Annotated in this window: 25 protein-coding genes; 6 read left to right on the plus strand and 19 right to left on the minus strand. The window is 66.7% G+C overall.

Translation table 11 applies throughout. The features are described from left to right. Positions 1-2: 2 nt before the first annotated feature. Together DXK21_RS11225 and DXK21_RS11230 are read right to left on the minus strand one after the other, a co-directional pair. Positions 3-689, minus strand: a complete 687-nt coding sequence (locus tag DXK21_RS11225; protein ID WP_114817862.1) for a lysophospholipid acyltransferase family protein — start codon at positions 687-689, stop codon at positions 3-5. Then, a complete protein-coding gene (locus DXK21_RS11230) occupies positions 686-2551 on the minus strand; it encodes an ABC transporter ATP-binding protein (RefSeq protein ID WP_114817863.1) in 1866 nt (621 codons plus the stop codon). Before DXK21_RS11230 ends, DXK21_RS11225 begins: the two co-directional genes overlap by 4 nt. 90 nt (positions 2552-2641) lie before the next feature. On the opposite strand from DXK21_RS11230, the gene DXK21_RS11235 reads away from it, so the two are divergent. Further along, positions 2642-3307, plus strand: a complete 666-nt coding sequence (locus DXK21_RS11235; protein ID WP_114817864.1) for a protein tyrosine phosphatase family protein — start codon at positions 2642-2644, stop codon at positions 3305-3307. Here DXK21_RS11235 and DXK21_RS11240 read toward each other — a convergent pair whose 3' ends face one another. The 16 genes from DXK21_RS11240 to folE all read right to left on the minus strand — a co-directional run bounded on the left by DXK21_RS11240 (position 3308) and on the right by folE (position 15290). Continuing rightward, entirely contained in the window at positions 3308-3508 is a 201-nt protein-coding gene (locus tag DXK21_RS11240) for a hypothetical protein (protein ID WP_114817865.1), read from the minus strand. Continuing rightward, positions 3505-3687 (minus strand): hypothetical protein, encoded by a 183-nt coding sequence (locus tag DXK21_RS11245; RefSeq protein WP_114817866.1) that lies wholly within the window; start codon positions 3685-3687, stop codon positions 3505-3507. Before DXK21_RS11245 ends, DXK21_RS11240 begins: the two co-directional genes overlap by 4 nt. A 98-nt stretch (positions 3688-3785) precedes the next feature. Next, positions 3786-4049, minus strand: a complete 264-nt coding sequence (locus tag DXK21_RS11250; RefSeq protein ID WP_114817867.1) for a DUF4170 domain-containing protein — start codon at positions 4047-4049, stop codon at positions 3786-3788. Between the two features lie 14 nt (positions 4050-4063). After that, positions 4064-4858 carry a 3'(2'),5'-bisphosphate nucleotidase CysQ gene (locus DXK21_RS11255; protein ID WP_114817868.1) on the minus strand — a complete coding sequence of 265 codons (795 nt, stop codon included), beginning with the start codon at positions 4856-4858 and terminating at the stop codon, positions 4064-4066. Continuing rightward, positions 4855-6201: a TldD/PmbA family protein gene (locus DXK21_RS11260; protein WP_114817869.1), complete on the minus strand. Its 1347-nt coding sequence runs from the start codon at positions 6199-6201 to the stop codon at positions 4855-4857. Before DXK21_RS11260 ends, DXK21_RS11255 begins: the two co-directional genes overlap by 4 nt. A 263-nt stretch (positions 6202-6464) precedes the next feature. Further along, positions 6465-6860: an MAPEG family protein gene (locus DXK21_RS11265; protein ID WP_170136963.1), complete on the minus strand. Its 396-nt coding sequence runs from the start codon at positions 6858-6860 to the stop codon at positions 6465-6467. Positions 6861-6862: 2 nt separating this feature from the next. Continuing rightward, complete coding sequence (locus DXK21_RS11270; protein ID WP_114817871.1) at positions 6863-8698, minus strand: M14 family metallopeptidase; 1836 nt, start codon at positions 8696-8698, stop codon at positions 6863-6865. A 107-nt stretch (positions 8699-8805) separates the two neighbouring features. Beyond that, positions 8806-10335, minus strand: coding sequence for a UbiD family decarboxylase (locus DXK21_RS11275; protein ID WP_114817872.1), 1530 nt, complete (start codon positions 10333-10335; stop codon positions 8806-8808). Between the two features lie 10 nt (positions 10336-10345). Then, the gene (locus DXK21_RS11280) at positions 10346-10984 is read right to left on the minus strand and encodes a Pr6Pr family membrane protein (protein WP_114817873.1); all 639 of its coding nucleotides are present in this window, start codon (positions 10982-10984) and stop codon (positions 10346-10348) included. Next, a complete protein-coding gene (locus DXK21_RS11285) occupies positions 10984-11232 on the minus strand; it encodes a helix-turn-helix domain-containing protein (protein ID WP_114817874.1) in 249 nt (82 codons plus the stop codon). The genes DXK21_RS11280 and DXK21_RS11285 overlap by 1 nt, the downstream gene beginning before the upstream one ends. A 38-nt stretch (positions 11233-11270) precedes the next feature. Continuing rightward, on the minus strand, positions 11271-12125 hold the full coding sequence (locus DXK21_RS11290) for an aldo/keto reductase (RefSeq protein ID WP_114817875.1): 855 nt from the start codon (positions 12123-12125) through the stop codon (positions 11271-11273). A gap of 46 nt (positions 12126-12171) precedes the next feature. Beyond that, entirely contained in the window at positions 12172-13038 is an 867-nt protein-coding gene (locus DXK21_RS11295; RefSeq protein ID WP_114817876.1) for an alpha/beta hydrolase family protein, read from the minus strand. Positions 13039-13089: 51 nt separating this feature from the next. After that, positions 13090-13641 (minus strand): hypothetical protein, encoded by a 552-nt coding sequence (locus DXK21_RS11300; protein WP_162790644.1) that lies wholly within the window; start codon positions 13639-13641, stop codon positions 13090-13092. Beyond that, positions 13568-13891, minus strand: coding sequence for a hypothetical protein (locus DXK21_RS16530; RefSeq protein ID WP_162790645.1), 324 nt, complete (start codon positions 13889-13891; stop codon positions 13568-13570). Before DXK21_RS16530 ends, DXK21_RS11300 begins: the two co-directional genes overlap by 74 nt. 139 nt (positions 13892-14030) lie before the next feature. Beyond that, a complete protein-coding gene (locus DXK21_RS11305) occupies positions 14031-14471 on the minus strand; it encodes a biopolymer transporter ExbD (protein WP_114817878.1) in 441 nt (146 codons plus the stop codon). A 201-nt stretch (positions 14472-14672) separates the two neighbouring features. After that, positions 14673-15290 carry a GTP cyclohydrolase I FolE gene (folE, locus tag DXK21_RS11310; protein ID WP_114817879.1) on the minus strand — a complete coding sequence of 206 codons (618 nt, stop codon included), beginning with the start codon at positions 15288-15290 and terminating at the stop codon, positions 14673-14675. A 126-nt stretch (positions 15291-15416) separates the two neighbouring features. On the opposite strand from folE, the gene cysS reads away from it, so the two are divergent. After that, on the plus strand, positions 15417-16868 hold the full coding sequence (gene cysS, locus DXK21_RS11315; protein WP_114817880.1) for a cysteine--tRNA ligase: 1452 nt from the start codon (positions 15417-15419) through the stop codon (positions 16866-16868). A gap of 161 nt (positions 16869-17029) precedes the next feature. On the opposite strand, the gene DXK21_RS11320 is transcribed toward cysS, so the two are convergent. After that, the gene (locus DXK21_RS11320; protein ID WP_114817881.1) at positions 17030-18313 is read right to left on the minus strand and encodes a lytic murein transglycosylase; all 1284 of its coding nucleotides are present in this window, start codon (positions 18311-18313) and stop codon (positions 17030-17032) included. 368 nt (positions 18314-18681) lie between these two features. Here DXK21_RS11320 and ykgO point away from each other — a divergent pair, with 368 nt between their 5' ends. The 4 genes from ykgO to DXK21_RS17140 all read left to right on the plus strand — a co-directional run bounded on the left by ykgO (position 18682) and on the right by DXK21_RS17140 (position 21233). Continuing rightward, positions 18682-18807, plus strand: a complete 126-nt coding sequence (gene ykgO / locus DXK21_RS11325) for a type B 50S ribosomal protein L36 (RefSeq protein WP_006274063.1) — start codon at positions 18682-18684, stop codon at positions 18805-18807. 219 nt (positions 18808-19026) lie between these two features. Further along, positions 19027-19305, plus strand: coding sequence for a nucleoid-associated protein GapR (gapR, locus tag DXK21_RS11330; protein WP_114817882.1), 279 nt, complete (start codon positions 19027-19029; stop codon positions 19303-19305). 197 nt (positions 19306-19502) lie between these two features. Continuing rightward, positions 19503-19802, plus strand: coding sequence for a hypothetical protein (locus DXK21_RS11335; protein ID WP_114817883.1), 300 nt, complete (start codon positions 19503-19505; stop codon positions 19800-19802). A gap of 564 nt (positions 19803-20366) precedes the next feature. Next, complete coding sequence (locus DXK21_RS17140; RefSeq protein WP_114817884.1) at positions 20367-21233, plus strand: cobaltochelatase CobT-related protein; 867 nt, start codon at positions 20367-20369, stop codon at positions 21231-21233. Positions 21234-21529: the final 296 nt, after the last annotated feature.

Below are 21529 nucleotides of genomic sequence, written 5' to 3' on the forward strand. Positions count from 1 at the left end.
GCCTAGATCCGCTCCAGCCCGGTGATCGCATCGGCGCGCGCCTCGACGGCGGTCAGGCGTTCGGTCCAGTCGGCGGCGACCTCGGCCATCTCGGCGCCTTCGGGATACCAGGCCTTGTCCCAGACGATGGCCCCCTTGCCGAAGGGCAGGGGCAGGACGGCCCGGTCCCAGCTGTTCAAACGGATGGCGGGTTTGCACGAAAGTCCGATGAACAGGACCGGCGCGCCTGACAGCTTGGCCATCAGGGGCAGGCCCTCGGCCATCTGACGCGAGGGGCCGCGCGGACCGTCGGGGGTGACGGCCAGACCGCCGACCTTCAGCTGTTTCAGACCGTCGCGCAGGGCCTGGGTTCCGCCCTTGGAACTGGCCGCCTTGTCCTTCTTGGCCGAGGAGCCGCGCACGGCGGGAATGCCCAGACGCGCCACGGCCTTGGTGAAGAACTCGCCGTCCGGGCTGAGCGAGACCAGCCCCTTGATCGGCTGCGCCCGTTTCATCGGCCAGCTGGCAGGGCCAAGCGCCAGTCGCGAGTGCCAGAAGGCGCACAGGACGCCGCCGCCCTCGGCCCAGACTTCCTCGGCCAGCTGTTCGTTCTCGTGTTCCCAGCGGATGGTGGCGTAGCAGAACCGCATCCACTCGGACAAAAGCCAGGCCATGGAGGTCTGGACGACGGGGTTGCGCAGCGGCCTCATGCGCCGGTCTCGTCGGGCAGGGGCGAGGCGATGACGGGAAGCGGGCCGTCCAGCGACTGCTGCCGCGCCAGTCGGGCGTAGAGGCCGCCCTTTTTGACCAGGCTGGCGTGGGTGCCCTGTTCGACCACGCGGCCTGCATCGATGACATAGATGCGGTCGGCGTTCTGCACCGTGGACAGGCGGTGGGCGATCATCAGGGTGGCGCGACCGTGCATCAGCCGCTCCAGCGCCGCCTGGACCAGGGCCTCGCTCTCGGTGTCCAGCGCGCTGGTGGCCTCGTCCAGCAACAGGATCGGGGCGTCCTTCAGGAAGGCGCGGGCGATGGCGACGCGCTGGCGCTGACCGCCCGACAGCCGCATCCCCCCCTCGCCGACGCGGGTCGCGTAGCCCTCGGGCAGGGCGGTGATGAAGTCGTGGGCGGCGGCGGACCGGGCGGCTTCGATGATCTGTTCGGCCGTGGCGCCCTTGCGGCCATAGGCGATGTTGGCGGCGATGGTGTCGTCAAACAGGAAGGGCTCCTGCGTCACCAGGGCGATATGGTCGCGCAGGGACTGCAGCTTCAGCTCGCGGATATCGCGGCCGTTGATCGTCACCGCTCCGGCGGTCACGTCATAGAAGCGCGGCAGCAGCGACAGGATGGTCGATTTCCCCCCGCCCGACGGCCCGACCAGGGCGATGGTCTCCCCCGGCGCGACGTGCAGGCTGACGTCGGACAGGGTCGGCGCGCCGCCGTCCTCGCCTGTCTGATAGGCGAAGGAGACGTGATCGAAGGCGACCGTGACCGGGCCGGTCTCCAGCGCGATGGCGTCGGCGGCTTCACGGATTTCCGGCTCGATGTCGAGGGCGGTGAACAGGCGGCGCGCGGCGGTCAGGCCCTCGCTGAGGACCGTGGTCAGGTTCGTCACCTGACGCAGGGCCTGTCCGGCCAGCAGCAACATGCCGATGAAGGAGGCGAAGGCGCCGACCGTCATCTGACCCTGGCTGGCGCTCCATCCGGCATAGGCCATGACGGCGGCGACGATGCCGTAGGCGACGATGTCGCTGGCCGGTCCGGCGAAGGCGCGGCTGTCGGCGCCCTTGATGATGTGGCGCTGGCGTCGGGCGATGACCTCGCCGACGCGGGCTTCCTCGGCGGCCTCGCGGTTCTCGATCTTGATGACGCGGACGCCGTCCAGGTTCTCCATCAGGGCGCTGGACAGGGCCTCGGTCTCGACCATGGCACCGCGCGCGGCCTTGCGTGACTTCTGGCCGAAGCGGCGGATGATCCAGCTGACCACCGGCACGCCCAGCAGAACGATCAGGGTCAGCGGCAGGTCGATGAAGCCCATGGCGATGATGACGCCCAGCAGCATCAGGGCGTTCTGGGTGTAGTTGACCACGCCCGAGGTGAAGGCTTCGCGCACCAGGTTGGCGTCGAACAGGACGGACGAGACGAAGCTGCCCGAATGCTGGCCGCGCAGCCGCGACAGGTCGGCCCGGATCATGCCCGAGAACAGCTGCTTCTGGATGTCGCCGACAATGCCGTGCCCCAGCCGGTTCACCAGGGCCGATTGCGCCGCCATGGCCAGTGACCGGATGACGGCCACCACAATGATGACCAGAGGGATGAGGATCAGCACCTTGTCCGCCGGAATGCTGACCAGGCCCCAGATATCCACCGGCCCTTCGTGCTTGGTGAACAGCAGGTCGATCGCCGGTTCCAGGAACTTGAGCAGCAGAGCGGTCAGGCCGCCCGAAAGCGCCGCGCAGAACATGGAGGCGAAGAAGGCCGGCTTGTGCCGGGACAGGTAGTCGCGCCAGATTCGGCCCAGAAGCGGCCGCAGAGGTTCGCGGGTGTCGGATGCGGGCGCGGGGGTGGTCATGGCTCTCGGTCGAACGGGTTGGACGCCAAGTCAAGCCGCACGGCGAAGCCTGCAGGTGACGCGGTGCGGTTTCGTCGCTATCTGCGGCTTATGCAGCGCTATGATCTGACCAGGGCGATGGGCCGATTCAAGGCGCATTGGGCCTATTTCTGGGCCGACCACGCCTTCCTGCGCACGGCCTTCACCAACGCCCACTGGCTTGGGCCCGACCTGGTGCGCACAAATCAGCCGTCGCCTGGCCAGCTGGCCTATTGGAAACGGCGCGGGATCAAGACCGTCATCAACCTGCGCGGCCAGCGCGACGAGGCTTATTACTGGCTGGAAAAGCACGCCTGCGAGCGGCTGGGCCTGACCCTGATCGACGCCCCGCTGGACTCGCGCGATCCGCCGGGCCGCGACCGCATCCACCGGGCGCGCGAACTGTTCCAGACGATTGAGTATCCGGCCCTGATCCACTGCAAGTCGGGCGCGGACCGGGCTGGGATGATGGCGGTGCTTTATCGCCACTTCCATCTGGGCGAGCCGATCTCGGCGGCCATGTCGGAACTGGGCAAGCGCACCTTGCACAGCCGAGAGGGCCTGACCGGCGTGCTGGACCATGTGCTGGAGAAGTACGTCGCCGAGGTCGAGCCGACCGGCGTCAGCTTCGAGGACTGGATCGACAGCGACGCCTATGATCCCAAGGCCATCCGCGCCGAGTTCAAGGCCGGCTGGTGGGGCAAGCTGGTCATCGACCGCCTGCTAAAGCGCGAGTAGTCAGCCCCAGGGACCGCGCTTGGGACCGTGATGCGCGGTCTCGGCGTCGCGGCGAGCCTTGCGGTCGGCCTCCCACTGGCGGAACCAGCGCGCATAGTTGCGCTCGCGGCCCAAGACGATCAGCCACAGGGCCAGAACGCTGACCAGGGAAAGGACGCCGAACAGCTGCTGTCCGTCGATGGTGTAGCCGAACAGGGTCAAGGTCGGGGCTCCGGGTCGTGGGGGCGGCTATGGGGTTCGGCCGGGGTGATCGGGTCGTTCCAAGCCGTGTCCTGATCCTCGCCCGGACGCGGCGTGTGCGCGGGTCCCTTGCGCACGACCCAGACGATAGCGACGACGGCCAGGATCACCAACAACAAGACGATCAGGGTGGGCAGCATGTCGGTGACCTCTCCAGAAACGCCAAAGGCGGCTGACGAGAAAGCGCGTCAGCCGCCTGTGCGGTTCCGAAACGTCGCCGTGAGGCGCGCGCGATGGATCAGACGTCGGAGCGCGGGTCGATCAACTTGTGCGCGTGCAGGATGAAGTAGCGCATGTGGGCGTTGTCGACCGTGGCCTGGGCGCGGGCCTTCCAGGCCTGCTTGGCTTCGTCATAGCTGCCGAAGGCGCCGACGAACTCGACCTGGGTCAGATCGCGGAAGACCGGCTCGGCCGGGTGGCGCATCTCGCCGCCGATGACGAGGTGAAGCAGTTGCGGATCGTGCGCGTTATGGGGGGCGTCAGCCATGGAGAGGGGGTCCATTGCGAGAGGGAGGTTCAGATGGCGAGCGGGATAGGCGCTGTGCGCCTCACGATCAACGGGTGAAGGGCCGGCGCGGCGCAGATCAGGCTGGTTTGTCGCGGATCGCGACGATTAAAGCACCATGGGCGCCCCATATGGTCGCTGACCCTGGCCCCGGCCTCCTCGGCGATCAGGGCGCCGGCGCAGACGTCCCAGTCCCATTTGGGGCTGATGGCGATGGCCGCGTCAAAGGCCCCGGCGGCGACCAGGGCCATGCGATAGGCCAGGGCGTTGCGCTTGGTGAAGCGCATTTCCGGCCAGGGCTCGGCCCATTCGCGCGCCTCCATCAGCCGCGCGTCGGCCAGAAGCTCGGCGTCCTCCAGGGTGTCGGTGTCCGAGGCGCTGATCGGGCGACCCTGCAACCGGGCGCCGCCGCCCAGCGTGGCCTCGAACATCTCGCCCAGCATGGGGGCGTGGATGACGGCGGCGACGGGGCGGCCGTCCTCGACCACGGCGATGGGCACGCACCACCACGGCTTGTTCTTCATATAGGCGACGGTGCCGTCGATCGGATCGACCACGAAGATGCGCTTCTTCGACAGACGGTCGGCGTTGTCCGCCGTCTCCTCCGACAGCCAGCCATAGTCGGGCCGCGCCGTCAGCAGGGTGTCGCGCAACAGCTGGTCCACCGCCAGATCGGCGCTGGTGACGGGCGAACCGCCCTCCTTGGACCAGACCTTCAGCCCCGCCTCGCGATGCTCGAGCGCCAGCTTGCCCGCCGCCAGGGCCGCGTCGCGGATCAGTTCGAGGTCGGAAGCGAGATCAGTCATTTTCCGGCGATAGCCACCGCGTCGAACATCAGGGAGGGGCTGTTGAAGGAACCCCGGAACTCCAGATCCGATCCGCGCACCAGTCGGGCGTAGAGGTCGATCAGATTGCCCGCCACGGTCACTTCGCTGACCGGATAGGCCAACTCGCCGTTCTCGAACCAGAAGCCCGACACCCCCGCCGACCAGTCGCCGTTGTTGGCGTTCAGCGAAGGGCCGAACATGGAGGTGATCAGCAGGCCCGACCCGGCCTCGGTCATCAGGCCCGCCTTGTCGTGCTCGCCCGGCGCCAGATGCAGGTTGTGGGTCGAGACGCCGGACGGCCCGGCCAGACCGCGTGAGGCGTGGCCGGTCGAGGACATCCCCAGCTGGGCGGCGGCGGCGCTGTTCAGCAGCCAGGTGGTGATGACGCCGTCCTCGACGATGTTGCGCCGCTCGACCGCCACGCCTTCGTCGTCAAAGGGGGTCGAGCCCAGGCCGCGCAGGCGGAAGGGATCGTCGATCATGTCGACGCCGGCGGGCAGGACGCGTTGACCCAGCTTGTCCTTCAGGAAGGAGCTGCCGCGGGCGATGGCCGGGCCGGAAATGGCGCCCAGCAGGGGCGACAGCACCTGCGTCGCGATGCGGTTCTCGAAGATGACCGGGGCGGTGGTCGAGGCGATCTTGCGCGGGCCGACGCGGGCTGCGGCGCGCTCACCGGCTTTCAGGCCGATCTCTGCGGCGCCCGGCAGGTCGGACAGGTAGCGGGTCGCCCGGCTCTCGCCGCCGCGCTCCATGGCCCCGTCCTTTTCAGCGATGACGCCGACGCCCAGCGAGAAGGCGCTGCCCTTATGGCGGCCGTCAAAACCGTGAGACGTGACCAGACGCCATTCGCTGGCCGACCAGGAGGCGTGGCCGCCCTCGGACCGGGCCACGCCTTCGACAGACAGGGCGGCGGCCTCGGCCTCGGCGGCGGCGGCTTCCAGCGCCTCGGCGGTGCGTTCGGACGGGTCGAACAGGTCGAGGTCGGCGTGCGGTCCCTTGGCCAGCCGGTCCTGCGGCGCCAGACCGGCATAGGGATCTTCGGGCGCCAGCCGGGCCATGGCCACGGCGCGCTCGACCAGACGGGCGCGGGTCGCGTCGGACAGGTCCGAAGCGGAGACCGTCGCCTGACGCCGCCCGATGAAGACGCGCAGCCCCAGGTCGCGGGCCTCCTCGCGCTCGACCTCTTCCAGCTCGGCGTTGCGCACGCCGACGGACAGGGAGGCGCGGTGGGCGGAGACCGCCTCTGCGGCGTCGGCGCCGGCCTTCAGCGCGGCGGCGACCAGATCATGGAGGATGTCGGGGGAGGGCGTCTTATCGGACATGCCCCGATATGGCGGACGGAACTCCGACCTGCAACAGGTGCGACGCATACCCTCTCCCGTCGGGAGAGGGCTTGAGCGCACGCGAGCGAAGCGAGTGTTCTTGCGCGAAAGGGTGAGGGGCTAAGCGATCAGTCGGCGTGAGCCGCTGCGAAAGGAGCTTGGCGGCGATTTCAGAGGATTTTCAGGCGGACGACCCTCACCCTTTCGCCGCACCAATCGCTGCGCTCTTGGAGGCTCAAGCCCTCTCCCATCGGGAGAGGGATTTACAGGACCGACCAGGCGATCAGGCTGACCGACGCCACCAGCAGGGCCAGCCAGGTCAGGACCATCCCCGTCACCCGGCCCAGCGACGGCCCCTTCTGGAACAGCAGACCCAAGGCGTGGATGGCCCGGCCCGCGAATAGCACGCCGCCGACGCCGTGGATCAGCAGGGGCGGCGCGCCGACGAATGCCAGCAGGATCAGGCCGCAGATGCCCGCCGGGATGTATTCCGCCGCGTTGCCGAAGGCCCGGACGGCGGGCGTCATCTCGGGATTTCCGCCGTCCCCAAACTCGATCAGATGCCGACGCCGACGGCTGACCACGACGCTGGACAGCACCAGCAGCAGCAGGATCAGCAGCCCGCCCCACAGGGTCGCGGCTTGAATCGAGGGGACCATGCTCACTTCTCCCGTCCGACCGGATAGAGGCGGAAGCGCTGATCGTAGAAGGGCGTGCGCTCATAGAACCAGGCCAGACGGGCGTCGCCGTCGGCGGCGAAGGCGGGCTCGGCCGCCAGCTTGGCCTCGAACTCGGCCTTCAGCGCCGGATCAGCCGCCAGCATCTTCTCGGCCAGCGGCGCGATGGCGTAGGCCTCGATGTATTCGACGCGGTTCAGCACCTCGGGGAACATGCCCCAGGCGAAGAAGCTCTCTGACGACTGCGGCTCCAACAGCAGGATGGCGACGTCGCCCATCGGCTGATCGGTCGGCACGCGCACCGAACCGACGGGGAAGGTCCAGTCCTGGGCCTCGGCGCGAACCTCGCCGACCGTGATCGGCACATGGGCTTCATTGGTGCGGCCCGACACCTTGGGGTCGACCAGGCGCAGCATGTCGACGGCCACCGTGCGTGGCGCGTCCAGGGCCTCCATCTGCACGCCGTGCATCTTCAATCGCTCGATCAGGTCGGCGCGATAGGACGGCACCCAGTAGGCGGTCGGGCGCTTCAGCGTCAGGGTCGGGTGCGAACCGAAGTAGGGCACCTGCCACAGCTCCGGGTCTGGCTGACCCAGCCAGCGCAGTTCGGGACGGCCCGAGGCGGCGCTGTCGTAGGTGTCATAGAGGATGCCCTTGAAGGCGCGCATCCGCGTCGGCTGCTCGTCGCCCTTGAAGTTGGCGGGCAGTTCGGCGGGGCGCAGGGCGCGGTCGGCGCTGATGGCGGCGCGCAGGGTCTGCGCCTTCTCGGCCAGAACCTTCAGGGCTTGTTCCAGGAAGACATAGGTTCCCAGCACCCGCTGCTCGTGCGGCTTCAGGCTGTGGTTCTCGATCAGGATGGTCGGGACGTGGGCCGCCGAGCCCCAGCCGTTGGAATAGCGCTCGCCCAGACCGCCGTCGTTCATCCCCTTCTTCGGGTCGCGGTCGTCGATGGCGAAGACCAGTTCGCCGGGGATGTGGCCCTGAGCCTCCAGGGCGGCGTTCATTTCGGGCTTGAAGGCCTCGTCCAGCCATTTTGCGATGGCCGGGCTGCGGCTCCAGACCCCGTCCTCGCCGTTGTAGCCATAGGTGACGTCGTATTGATAATCGATGCCGTCGGTGACGTGGATGTCGACGTAGAGGTCGGGCTGATACTTGTGGATCAGGCCCATGACGGCCTGCATCTCGGCCTGATCCAGCTTCATGAAGTCGCGGTTCAGGTTCTGGTTGGTCGCCGTGTGACGCCAGCCCTGGTTGCGCGGCCCGCGCTGGTTGGGCCGCGAATAGGGGCCGGTGCGCTCATGCCCGTCCACGCTCAGGATCGGGATCAGGATCAGGTTTGCCCGGTCCAGCAGGCCGTCCTTGCCGTAGAAGGCCATGTCGCGCAGCAGCATCATGCCCGCGTCCTTGCCGTCGATCTCGCCCGGGTGGATGCCGGCCTGGGCCAGCAGGACGGGCTTGGACGGGTCCAGCGTCGCCCCATCCTTGGACGCGATCACTGCATAGAGGGGGCGGCCCTCCGGCGAGACGCCGAACTGCTCGATGCGGATCAGATCGCTGGCCGCGTCCAGCCGGTCGAACCAGGCGCGGGTGTCGGCATAGGAGGGCGAGAAGTCATGCGCCGCATCCGCCTCGAAGGCCGTGACCCAGGGATCGGACGCATCGCGCAGCAGGGCCCTGGACGCCCCGCTCCACGCGGGCGCGGGCGGCAGGAAGGCCTGATCCCAGGGCGCAACGTTCGGAACGGAAGCGGGCGGGGTCTGGGACATGGCGGGACTCGCAAGCGTCAGCAGCAGGGCGGCGGCCAGGAGGCGATGCGACATGAGGGCTCCGGAACCACGCAAAAAATGAAGCGCGACCTTAACCCTCTTCGCCTCGATTTCCAGACCGTGTGAACCCTTTGTCCAGAACCGCGCCCCGACGCGAGCCGCTATTTCCAGATCGGCGTCTTGTCGCCCGGCAAGCCCAGACGGTCCCACAGGTCGTTGACCCGCTCGACCACGGCCTCGTCCATGCGAATTTCTTCGCCCCATTCGCGCTTGGTCTCGGGCTCCCACTTGTCGGTGGCGTCCAGGCCGATCTTGGACCCCAGGCCGCTCTCGGGGCTGGCGAAGTCCAGATAGTCGATCGGGGTGTTCTCGATGACGGTGATGTCGCGGGCCGGGTCCATCTTGGTCGAGATGGCCCACATCACATCCTTCCAGTCGCGGGCGTTGATGTCGTGGTCCACGACGATGATCCACTTGGTGTACATGAACTGCCGCAGATAGCTCCAGCAGCCCATCATCACCCGCTTGGCGTGACCCGGATAGGCCTTCTTCATCGACACCACGGCGATGCGATAGCTGCACCCCTCGGGCGGCAGCCAGAAGTCGACGATCTCGGGGAACTGCTGGCGGATCAGCGGGATGAAGACCTCGTTCAGCGCCTCGCCCAGCACGCTCGGCTCGTCCGGCGGACGGCCGGTGAAGGTGGTCAGATAGATGGGGTCACGGCGCATGGTGATGGCCGTCACCTGGAAGACCGGGAACTTCTCGACCGAGTTGTAATAGCCGGTGTGGTCGCCGTAGGGGCCTTCGTCCTCGAACTCGTCCAGCAGGACGTGGCCTTCCAGCACGATCTCGGCGTTGGCCGGCACCATCAGCGGCACGGTCTTGCATGGGACCAGCTCGGCCTTGGAGCCGCGCATCAGGCCGGCGAACTGATACTCCGACAGAGTGTCCGGCACCGGGGTCACGGCGGCCAGGATGGTCCCCGGATCGGCGCCCAGAACCACGGCGCAGGGCAGGGGCTCCCGCTTGCCCGCCTTCTTGTGCCGGGCATAGTGCTGGGCCCCGCCGCGATGGGCCAGCCAGCGCATGATGGCCTTGTCCTTGCCCAGGACCTGCATCCGATAGATGCCCAGGTTGAAGTCGTCCTCGCGGTCGTCTGACGGCCCCTTGGTCACGACCAGGCCCCAGGTGATCAGGGGCGCGGGCTCGCCGGGCCAGCAGCCTTGAATGGGAAGCGACGTCAGGTCGATCTGATCGCCCTTCAGCACCACCTCCTGCACCGGGGCCTTCTTCACCGTCTTGGGCCGCATCGACATGACGGTCTTGGCCAGGGGCAGCATCTCCATGGCGTCGGAGAAGCCGCGCGGCGGCGTCGGGTTGCGCAGGAAGGCCAGCAGTTCGCCAACCTCGCGCAACTCGCCCGCCGTGGTGCGTTGCTTGCCCTCCAGCGTCACGCCCATGGCCACCCGCTTCACCGTGCCGAACAGGTTGGCCAGGCAGGGGATGGGGCTGATCGAGCCGTCGGGCATGACCGGCTTTTCGAACAGGACCGCCGGGCCGCCGTTACGCAGCAGCCGGGTCTGAATCTCGCTCATCTCCAGATGGGTGGAGACGGGTTCGGAGACGCGAACCAGTTCGCCATCGGCTTCGAGGACAGCGATGAAATCGCGCAGGGACTTGTAGGCCATGCGCTGACGCTTAGGCGGCAATCGTGCGTCTGTCACGCCGTCCGAAGGTGCGATCAAGCGTCACGATGATCAGGCCGACGATCAGGAAGAAGATCAACAGGCCGACGAAGTTCAGCAGCACCCGCCCCAGACCCAAAGCGCCGACGTCCACGAAGGGATAGGGCCACCAACCGCTCAGCGCGCCGTGGATCAGGGTCCAGCCGCCGTAGATCAGCGGAAAGATCAGCCACTTGGCCGGATCCTTCCAGTTCAGACGGCCCTTGGGCGCGAACAGCAGCCAGTCCAGAACAAAGGCGGCGGGCATGACGTAGTGCAGCAGGCTGTTGCCTAGCAGGGCTAGGCCTTGAGGGTTCCAGGTCGGGGCCAGCAGGAAGTGGTACACCACACCGACCACGACGATATACATGGCCATGGCCGCGCGAACGGCTTCGCCCGCGAACCAGCGCCCCAGCCGAGTGTTCGGCGCCACGACCGGCGCCGTCAGGGCCAGGGCCACCAGAACATTGCTCAGAATGGTGAAGTAGCTGAAGAAGTTCAGCGTCAGCTCGCCCGCGCTGCTGTCGGGGTTATCCGCCAGCGTCACCCCATACTGAAGCGCCACGGCGAACCAGCCGACGCAGGCGAAGACGGCGCGATAGAGGCGGGCCATCAATATTCAGGCCTGTCGGCTGCCAGCGCCCACACCGGCAGGTGCAGGGCGCGGGTGGCGGCGTCGATGCCGGCGGAATCCAGATGTTCTCGCCCCGCCTCGACCCGACGCAGGGCCTCGGGCGTCAGGTCGAGGGCGGCGGCCAGATCCTCGGCCGCGACGCCGCGCTGGTCACGCCAGCGCCGGATGCGGGCGCCGACGACGGCGTCCATCGGATCAATCCCCGGAAAGCCCAGAACCGAACCCATGGCGTCCTCCTGACGCGGGCGCCTATGACGCTGTGAGGTCAGGCATCCTGATCCCATTGGAAGGCCGCGTCCAGCCAGTCGCCCAGGCGACCGTCGGCACGGGCCAGGGCGTGGATGCGCGTCATCTCCTCCGCCGACAGTTCGAAGTCGAAGATGTCGAAATTCTCCGCCGCGCGGCTCTCCTTGGCGGTGCGCGGAATGGCGATGACGCCCTGCGGGATGATCCAGCGCAGGACGACCTGACCATTCGCCTTGCCGTGGGCCTTGGCGATCTCGCCGATCACCGCGTCCTCGGCGATCTTGCCCTGAGCCAGCGGCGACCAAGCGGTGATGGACGACCCCAGCTCGCGCGCCGTCTCGATCAGGGTCTTCTGCGACAGATAGGGATGATACTCGACCTGGTTGGTGATCAGCGGCGCCTTGGACAGCCCGGCCGCCTCGCGGAACTGGCTTGAGGGGAAGTTCGACAGGCCGATGTGCTTGGTGAGACCCTTCTCCTGCGCTTCGTTCAGGGCGCCGATGGTCTCCGCCAGCGCCGGCGTCGGCTTGGGCCAGTGCAGCAGCAACAGGTCCGGCGTCAGGCCCAGGCTGATGGCCGACTCCTCGGCCTGTCGCAGCAGGGCGTCGCGATGGAAGTGCTCGACCCAGATCTTGGTGGTGACGAAGATGTCGTCGCGCGTCACGATCCCTTCGGCCACGGCGTCGGCGATGCCGTCGCCCACGGCCTTTTCGTTCTTGTAGATCCAGGCCGTGTCGATGTGACGATAGCCGATGCGCAGGGCCTCGCGCACCATGCGCCGCGCGTCGTCGGCCTCCAACTGCCAGGTGCCGAAACCGAGAAGCGGAACCTCCACGCCAGAGGCGACGACGGTAGGCTGATCGGCATAGGGCATGGGTTGGCTCCGCGAAGTCGGGGGAGCGCTCGATATAGGCGCCGGATCAGCCTTCGCCATTGTCCAGCCAGTGGAAAATCCGTTCCCACAGCGGCTCCATCCCCTTGCGGAAGGCGCCTTCGTGGCCGATGCGGCGTGCGCCGAAGTCGGACGGCGCGTGGACGCTGATCTCGGACGGGGCCTTGGGATAGACGCTCAGCAGGTCCCGCGCGCTGTTCGGCGTGGCGATGGGATCGTCGGTGAAGATCCACGACCGGATCGGCGCCGTCACCGCCTCGTAATTATGCGGTCGCAGCGTCGTCTCCAACTCGCGCGAGAAGTATTCCCGCTTCAGGCACCAGCGCCGCCAGGTGGTGAAGACCCCGCGCGGCAGGTCGGTCCCGCCCCACAGGCCGCCGCCCCTGATATAGCCGTGCCGCATCAGGCTGAACGGCCCAAAACCCATCCAGAAGAAGAGCTCCATCGGATTGTAGGCGCGGTGATGCCCGCCCCACCAGCCGGTGCCGACCGAGACGAAGGCGTGGCGCTCGATCCGGTCCTGATTGGCCATGAAGCCCAGAAAGTGCCCGCCCACGCTGTGCCCGACATGGACGATGCGCAGGCCCGGCGCCGCCGCGATCAGGGCGTCCAGGGCGGCGGGCATGTCCAGCCGCCCCCAGTCAGGATAGTCCATCGCCATGGCCTTCAGATCGTCAGGCCGCGACCCAGCGATGCCCCGAAAATCATAGGTCAGCACCGCCGCGCCCTGACCCGCCAGATGCCGTGCGAACCGCTCATAAAAGCCCTTGGGAAAGCCGGTCCCCGACGACACCAGCACAGCCACCCTCGGCTCAGCCGCCGAGATCAACCGCATCGACAACGGATAGCCGTCGGCGGCGAGGGCGGTGAAGTCGCGGGTCACGAGCTCGGTCATAGGGTCCGTCCTGTTTAGAAATGAACTCTAGGCGATTGACGCGAGGTCAGGTCAAGGCTTGACGGGGGCGGACGCCCTCACCGGGCCGAGCGCCAGCAGGCCGTCGAACTTCCCGTCCTGCTGGGGCGCCAAGACAAGGCCGCGCAGCGTCGGGTCGTCGGATTCGGGAATCGGCGCGTTTCCGCATTCGTCCAGGCACATCCATGCCTCTCCGCCTTGACGCGCGAGGGACAGGGACAGGGTCTCCTCTGGCCGGATATGGGCGGCGGCGGGCAAGCCCAGCGGCGAGCCGATCCGGCGAACCTTTTCCGAGTGGACCCGGCCCACCAGAACCATGACCCGCGCCTTTGGCCGCGCCATGGCCTGACGTCCCCAGAGAACCGCGCGGTCCATCTCCGCATAGGACTGGCGGAAGCCCTCGACGCGGGGACTGTCCGGCACGGAGGCGACCAGGGTCACATCCTCGCCCGCCTTCGCCATGGCGCGTATCCGCAGCAACAGCTCCAGCATGGCGCCGCTTCCGCGCCCGTCATGGTGGACGAAGGGGCCGTACTCGTAGGCGGCGAGGGCGGCGCGCGCCGCCGTCTCGCTGTCGGCGGCCATGAAGGCGTCCAGCGTCGGCTGCATCTGCACCGGATATTCGACCGAAAACCGTTACCGGCCCCTGTTCCAGAGCGGCGCAGACCAGCTCGGCAAAGGCGGCGGGCGCCTCGGTCGTGCCGTGGGTCTCGCCGATAAAGACGTAGCGGATGTCTTCTCGCCACAGGGCCTCGGCGCCGGCGATGGGGCGGCAGTCGGAGGCTCCGTCGAGGACGGCGACGTGCAGGCTGGCGGCCAGCAAAGCTGCGATCATGGCGATTTCCCCCGAAACTCACAGCCCGCATCAAGAACGGCGGCGGGGATCAGGGCAAGCGCCCGGTTGAGGCGCGGCCAAAGAAAAAGGGCCGCCCGGTGGGGCGACCCTTGTCCTGACACTCTGCGAAAGAGAGGTCTTAGCTGATGTCTTCGTTCAGGAGGCCGACCTTGTAGAAGCCGTTTTCCTGAAGCTTGTTCATGACTTCCATGAACTGGTTGTACTTCACTTCCGGCTGGGCGCGGACGAAGACGCGCTCTTCGCGGCAGTCCGTCGTCACGTCCTGAGCGGCGCAGACGTCGGCCGGCAGGGTGGCGACCGAGGTTTCCTGTTCGGCGATGTAGATTTCGCCCGATTCCTGGATCGTGATGTACACGGGTTCCTTGGGCTTCTCGTCCGTCACGCTCGGCACCGCCGGCGGCAGGTCCAGCTTGATCGACACGGTGGCCAGAGGCGCGGCGACCATGAAGATGATCAGCAGAACCAGCATGATGTCGACGAACGGCGTGACGTTGATGTCCGCGTTCTGTTCGATCGTTTTGCCACCCTGGCCCGCGGGACCGGAAAGTTTAGAGCCCATACGCCGTCGTCTCCCATCACAGCCCGCGTTCTCTGGCGAGCAGCACTCAAAGGTATGGTTGGTGTCTTGGCGTCCCGCGCCGGGCTTGTAAAGCCGTCTTGCGTGACGAATTCGCGTCATCGGGCAATAAGATTGCAAAACCGGCCGCTTCGCATCTGCGAAACGACCGGATCAAACCCTTTGAGACTCTGCTCTTTGTCCTCAGCCCCGCGCCAGCTTCAGGAAGCGGTCGGCCAGGGCCGGGTCGGTCTTGAAGGCGCCGGTGAAGCGGGTGGTGATGGTGGTGACGTGGCGGTGATGCACGCCGCGCGTGGTCATGCACTGGTGCGCCGCGTCCAGCAGGACGGCCACGCCGCGCGGCTGCAGGTGCGATTCGATGGCCTCGATGATGTCGTTGGTCAGCGTCTCCTGGTTCTGCAGGCGACGGGCGAAGATCTCGACCACGCGCGCCAGCTTGGAGATGCCCACGACCTTCTCGCCCGGCAGGTAGGCGACATAGGCCTTGCCCAGGAAGGGGGCCATGTGGTGCTCGCAGTGGCTCTCGATCTCGATGTCGCGCAGGATGACCATGTCGTCATAGCCGGTCACGTCCTCGAAGGTGCGCGACAGCTCCTTGCCCGCATCGGCGTCATAGCCGTCGAACCATTCGGCATAGGCGTCGACCACGCGCTTGGGCGTGTCGATCAGGCCGGGACGCTGGGGATTGTCGCCCGCCCAGGCGATCAGGGTGCGCACGGCCTCCAGCGCCTGTTCGCGGCTGGGGCGCACGACGGCGGTTGCATCGGTGACGAGGACGGGCTTGGCGGGCGAAGTGCTCATGAACTGATCCAGCGGGGCGGGGAGACCGCCAAGGCTACCTTTTACCAATCCGTTCGGACTGTGTATCAGGCCGCTATATGGGACACGCCGTCCGTCCCGCAAGAAAACTCGCAAAGACTGTCACCCATGCCGTTGCATATCCACGACACCCTTCGCCGTGAAAAGCGCGCTTTCGAGCCGCGCGATCCGAACCGGGTGACGCTCTATGTCTGCGGCCCCACGGTCTATGACTACGCCCATATCGGCAACGCCCGCCCGCCGGTGGTGTTCGACGTCCTGGTGCGCCTGCTGCGCCGGACCTATGGCCCGGACAAGGTCGTCTACGCCCGCAACGTCACCGACGTGGACGACAAGATCAACGCCAAGGCCGCCAAGGAAGGCGTGCCGATCGGCGAGATCACGGCGCGGTATGAGGCCGCCTATCTGGCCGACATGGGCCTGCTGAACGTCAGCCCGCCTGACATCGCCCCGCACGTCACCGACTACATCGACGCCATCACCGCCCAGATCCAGGCCATCATTGACGCCGGCAACGCCTATGCCGCCGAAGGCCACGTCCTGTTCGACGTCTCCTCCTATCCGTCCTACGGCGCGCTGTCGGGCCGCAATCTGGACGACATGATCGCCGGCGCCCGCGTCGAGGTCGCCCCCTACAAGAAGAACCCCCACGACTTCGTCCTGTGGAAGCCGTCCAAGGCGGACGAGCCCTCCTGGCCGAGCCCGTGGGGCCAGGGACGTCCCGGCTGGCACATCGAATGCTCGGCCATGATCGAGAAGACCCTGGGTCTGCCCATCGACATCCACGGCGGCGGTATCGACCTGGTCTTCCCACACCATGAGAACGAGATCGCCCAGGGCGTTTGCGCCCACGGCCATGCTCATGGCGATCAGGCGCACGACGAATACGCCCGCTACTGGATGCACAACGGCTTCCTGACCGTGGACGCCGAGAAGATGTCCAAGTCGATCGGCAACGTCCTGCTGCTGCATGATCTGGTGCAGGCCATGCCGGGCGAGGTGGTGCGCTGGGCCCTGCTGAGCGCCCACTATCGTCAGCCGCTGGACTGGAACCAGACCCTGCTGGAGCAGAGCCGCAAGAACCTGGACCGTCTCTACGGCGTCCTGCGCGACGCCGACGCGGCCCTGGCCGACTTCGACGAGGCCGCGCTGGACGAGGCCGAGATGGAGCTGGCCGAGAACGCTTTGGACCCGGTGCTGGACGCGCTGGAGGACGACCTGAACACGCCGGGCGCCATCGCCCAACTGTTTGGACTGGGCAACGCCCTGCGCGACCTGCTGAACGACGCCGAGGCCGACATCAACGACGTCGCCATGGCCCGCTGGAGCCTGACCGAAGCCGCCGGCCTGCTGGGCGTGCTGGCCCTGACGCCGGACCAATGGTTCGAGGGCGGCGATCCCGCGCTCAAGGCCGAGGTCGAAGCCCTGCTGGAGCAACGCGCCGCCGCCCGCGCCGAAAAGAACTGGACTGAGGCTGACCGCATCCGCGACCGCCTGAACGAACTGAACGTCGTCGTCATGGATGGCCCGCAAGGCGCCACCTGGCGCATGAAGGGGTAGGGCGCCGTTTTTCCCTCCCCTTTATGGGGAGGGTGGTCGCGCAGCGACCGGGTGGGGAGGGCGTGGCGATGCCGGGCGCAGCGTCTGGCTTGTCAAGCGCCCCCACCCGTCTTCGCCCCTTGGGCTCAGCCACCCTCCCCATGAAGGGGAGGGAGATTTCTTTACCGCGCCCGCCGGATCAGCTCGTCCGCCAGCACGTCCGTCAGATAGCCGTCCGCCACCCGCCCGTTGGCCTGCTGCCAGCGGCGCAGGGCCGCGCGCGTGTTCGACCCGATCACGCCGTCCACGCCCTGGGTATCGAAGCCCATTCGCGTCAGCGCCGTCTGGGCGCCGACGCGCTGTTCACGGGTCAGCGGGCCGTCGTTGGGCCAGGTCGCCGTCAGCGGCGGCTTGCCCGCCACCCCGTCGGCGATCAGGCCGATGGCCAGGGCATAGCTGACCGAGTTGTTGTAGCGCCGGATCACATAGTGGTTGGGCAGGGCCAGGAAGACCGGCCCCTTGGCGCCCTGCGGGAGCAGGATGGTCGCGCCCTCGGCGGCTTCATCGGCGTTCAGCGCGCCGCCGTTGGCCAGACGCACGCCGCGCGCCGACCACCATGCCCAGTCATGCTTGGGCCCCTCAGCCTGGCTGTAGTCGAAGTCGGCGGGCAGGATGACCTCATAGGCCCAGCCCTGACCGCGCTTCCATCCGGCCTGGGCCAGCAGATTCGCCGCCGAGGCCAGGGCGTCGGCGTCCGAGCCCCAGATGTCGACCTTGCCGTCGCCGTTCTGATCCACGCCCAGCTTCAGATAGTTGTCGGGCATGAACTGGGTCTGGCCCATGGCACCGGCCCAACTGCCTCTCAGGCCGCTGCGGCTGCGGCGACCATCGACAACGATGTCGAGCGCGTTCTTCAGCTGGTCCTCGGCCCAGGCGCGACGGCGGCCGTCATAGGCCAGGGTGGCCAGCGAGCGGATGACGTCGAAATCGCCCTGAACCTGACCAAAGGCGCTCTCCTGAGCCCAGACGCCGAGCAGAATCTCGGTCGGCACGCCGAATCTCTGCGTCACCTCCCACGGCACACGGTCCACGCGCTGGCGGGCCATGGCGATTCGCGCCGGGGCGGTGGCGCTCTGGATATAGGCGCCGGCGGGGCGCGAGAATTCGGGCTGGTTGCGGTCCAGGCGGATGACGCTGGCGTTCGGCGTGACGCCGTTCAGCTCACGCGAATACTCCCACTTCCGCGCGCCGCCGAGCCGATCGAGGAAGCTCTTCTTCCAGGCCTCGAAGCTGGCCTGATCATAGGCGTCGGCCATGTCCGTGGCGGGGGGCGGCGTCGATGGCGGGGTCGCCGGCGCAGGCTCGACGACGGCGGGCGGAACAGGCTGCGGCTGAGGCGGCGACGGAACCATGGGCGCGCAGGCCGCCACAGAACCAATCAGGACAAGACGATAGGCGATACGCATGAGCACAGGCTAACGCCCCCAAAATCCACGACCAATCACAAGCGCGCGAAGCGGAAAGGGGTTTCCGTGAAAAGGGTTAAGTCGCCGCTAACCCTTTTCGACAGTTGCCGGTTAACGAACGGCGTTTTACATTTCGGCTCCCTTGGACACGGCCTGGTGGCGTAGGGGCGACGCGCCGGACGTGCATGTCCGGAGACCCTCCGTTCGACCCGGAGGCCAGGCCTCCAGCGGAATCCCGGCGCTTAATGTTGACGAAAGGCGAGGGCCTCTCTATACGCACCGCTCCGCCGCAAGGTCCTTCTCGCAAGGACCCGCGCATTTGTTTTTGACCGCCCTCACGGGCCTCCAATTCTTCGGGACGTCCGACCATGAAGGTCCGTAGCTCGCTTAAGTCGCTCAAGGGTCGCCACCGCGACTGCAAGATCGTTCGCCGCAAGGGCGTGGTCTATGTGATCAACAAGACCGACCCGCGCTTCAAAGCCAAGCAAGGCTAAAGCCTGTCGGCGCCGGTTTCGGCGCTGCGGTTGCGATATTCAAAGGCTGCGGACACTGTCCGCAGCCTTTTTCGTGTCCGGACGTCAGGCTGCTGGAACGCGGCGATTCGGCCTCTTGAGCGGTTCGGGCGATTCCTTTCTTGCCCTCTCGGCCCCCGGTCTGCTTGAGAGTGGGTTCACGGTCGCCCGTCGGCCAATTCAAGTTTCGGAGCTTTCTTCATGGCCGACGACGCCCCCGCCTTTGACGCCTCCTCGGACGTCCTGACCGCCACGGCCCAGGGCCGTCTGCGCTCGATCATCGAGCGCCTGGAGCGCCTCGAAGAGGACAAGCAGGCCGTCATGGTCGACATGAAGGAGGTCTTCGCCGAGGCCAAGGGCGAGGGCTATGACGTCAAAGTCCTGCGCAAGGTCCTGCGCCTGCGCAAGCAGGACAAGGCCAAGCGTCAGGAAGAAGAAGCCATCCTCGACCTCTATCTGTCGGCCCTCGGCGAGATCTGAGGGAGGCGGGCCTGAAGCGCACCCCCTTCAAGCCCCCCAGCGACCGCCCTTCACGCTCCAGCAGCCTGAAGGGCGGCGACGCATCCAAGCTGCGCTCCAGCGGGCTGACGCGCTCCAGCAGCCTAAAAGCCAGCGGCGCTGAAACGCTACGCTCAAGTCGTCCGAAGGACGGTAGCGCTCTTAAAACAAAACCTTCGCTGTCTCCCTGGGAACAGCAGAAGGAAGCTGCGAAGCGGGCGGCGCTCAACGCTCTGAAGCGCGCCCGCCGCTCGGCCGAGAAGACGGGCGTTTCGCTGTCCGAATGGGAGGGCGACTTCCTCGATTCGGTCGGCGAGCGCATCCAGACCCACGGCCGCGCCTTCGCCGACCCCGAGAAAGGCGCTCCCGGTCAGGCCTTCTCGACCATGCAGGGTCGCAAGCTCAAGGAAATCACCGCCAAGGCCAACGGCGAAGAAACCCGCCCTTGGATGCGCAAGGCGAAGAAGACGGAGGAGTGAGGAATCGCTTTCGCTGCTGCCGCCGTCATTCCGGGACGCGCAGCGAACCCGGAATCCAGACGGATGATGCTTCCCATCGCCCCTTGGCGCCGCCGGGGTGACGGCTTGTGCCGCGCTTGGCCATAACTGGCCTCGACCGTTGCGGACATTGAATCGTCAGCGCCCGTCAGTCCTCCGCTGGACAAGCCATTGGGTCCAGAACACGCTCACACCCCGTGCCCCAAAGGACAGCGGTCAGCGCCGTGACTGCAATAAAACCGCCCAAAACAACCGCGACCGCTACAGCCAGGACGCGAACAAATTGGCGAAGCTGACGCCTACTGTCGGGATCAACGGCTTCTGCGACAACATCGCCGAACTTGACCGCACCCCAGCCGAGCGCAGCTAACGCAAAGAGAACGGCGAGCAACTGGAAAACACCTGTCATCTGCCAATGTTAACTAGCGGATTGTCGTCCCGCATTCACAAAACTCCGCTTCTCACTCTTAGGCTAACTTCGGTTCACGCCCATGGCGGACCTCCACGGTCCCATTGGCAGAGGCCGTTGAGGCTGTATGGTCGGCCATGGCTAGTGACCCCACACCTGACTATCGCGTCTTCACCACTAGGTTTGACCGTGAGGTCAGATGGGATGAACTGGATGGTGTTCTTGGCCCTCTATCAGCGCTGGACACGAAAGCCGTGGATGCGTCCTTCGCAGAGTTCGATGCTGCGCTGACGGCTTCGTTCGAAACTCCCGCCGCTCAGGCACCAGCCACGGGCTGGGAAGTCAGTGCACAACCTGACACGGCTATTACACTCCTGTTGGACCAGTCCGGCTCGATGCGCGGCGCCCCTATGGCGCTTGCCGCTGCGGCAATTGCGCAAGCTGTTCGGAGACTGAGGGCTGCGGGCTGTCGAGTCGAAGTCCTCGGGTTCACTACCGCTTCGTGGAGGGGTGGCAGACCGCGCAGACGATGGAAATGGCGGCTCAGACCGCGTCACCCGGGCCGACTTTGCGAACTCCTCCATGTCGTCTATCGCGACGGCGACGACGAAGGCAGCGAGATTTCCGGCGCTGCGATCAGGTCGATGCTCCGGCCGGACCTTCCCAAGGAGAACATCGACGGTGAAGCCGTTGTCTGGGCCGCAAGTCGCCTCCTGGTTAGGTCGGAGGCCGCAAAGACCCTGCTGGTTCTCTCCGATGGATCGCCAGTGGACGACTCAACTCAACAGGCGAATGGCGCAATGTATCTGGACGCTCATCTGCAGTCGGTTTTGGATGGCATCCGTCGGGAGGGCCAAATCCAAATCGGGGCCGTTGGGATCGGCTACGATGTGAGCGGATGGTATCCAGAGTCGATCTCTGTCCAGTCTGTTGGTGATTTAGCTTCGAGTTTGAACGCCTTCATCGACCGACTTCTGAGCGTTACACTCGCTAGAGCTCATTGAATCCAACGACCGCTACCCACCCTGAGCTGACATCCAGCCTGTCCGCTTCACAGCCCCCTACCTGGTCATCCACGGTCGCGCACCGCCGGTCTTGATGCGGGCGGCCTGTTCGCGCCGGAAGCGATCGTCGCGCGGAGGTTCGGAGCGCCCGCCGTCGTTCCGGGGCGCGAAGCGAACCCGGAACCCAGGCGGTTCCCTGTTCCTCCGCCCGGTGCCGTGTATGCGGCGATGGCTGCTTTCGACCGAGGCTGTGTAAAAACGTGCGGACCCACGGCGGGGCGGAAGGTGGCGACGAG

It is taken from the genome of Brevundimonas bullata, assembly GCF_003350205.1.
In the GTDB taxonomy this organism is placed as follows: domain Bacteria; phylum Pseudomonadota; class Alphaproteobacteria; order Caulobacterales; family Caulobacteraceae; genus Brevundimonas; species Brevundimonas bullata.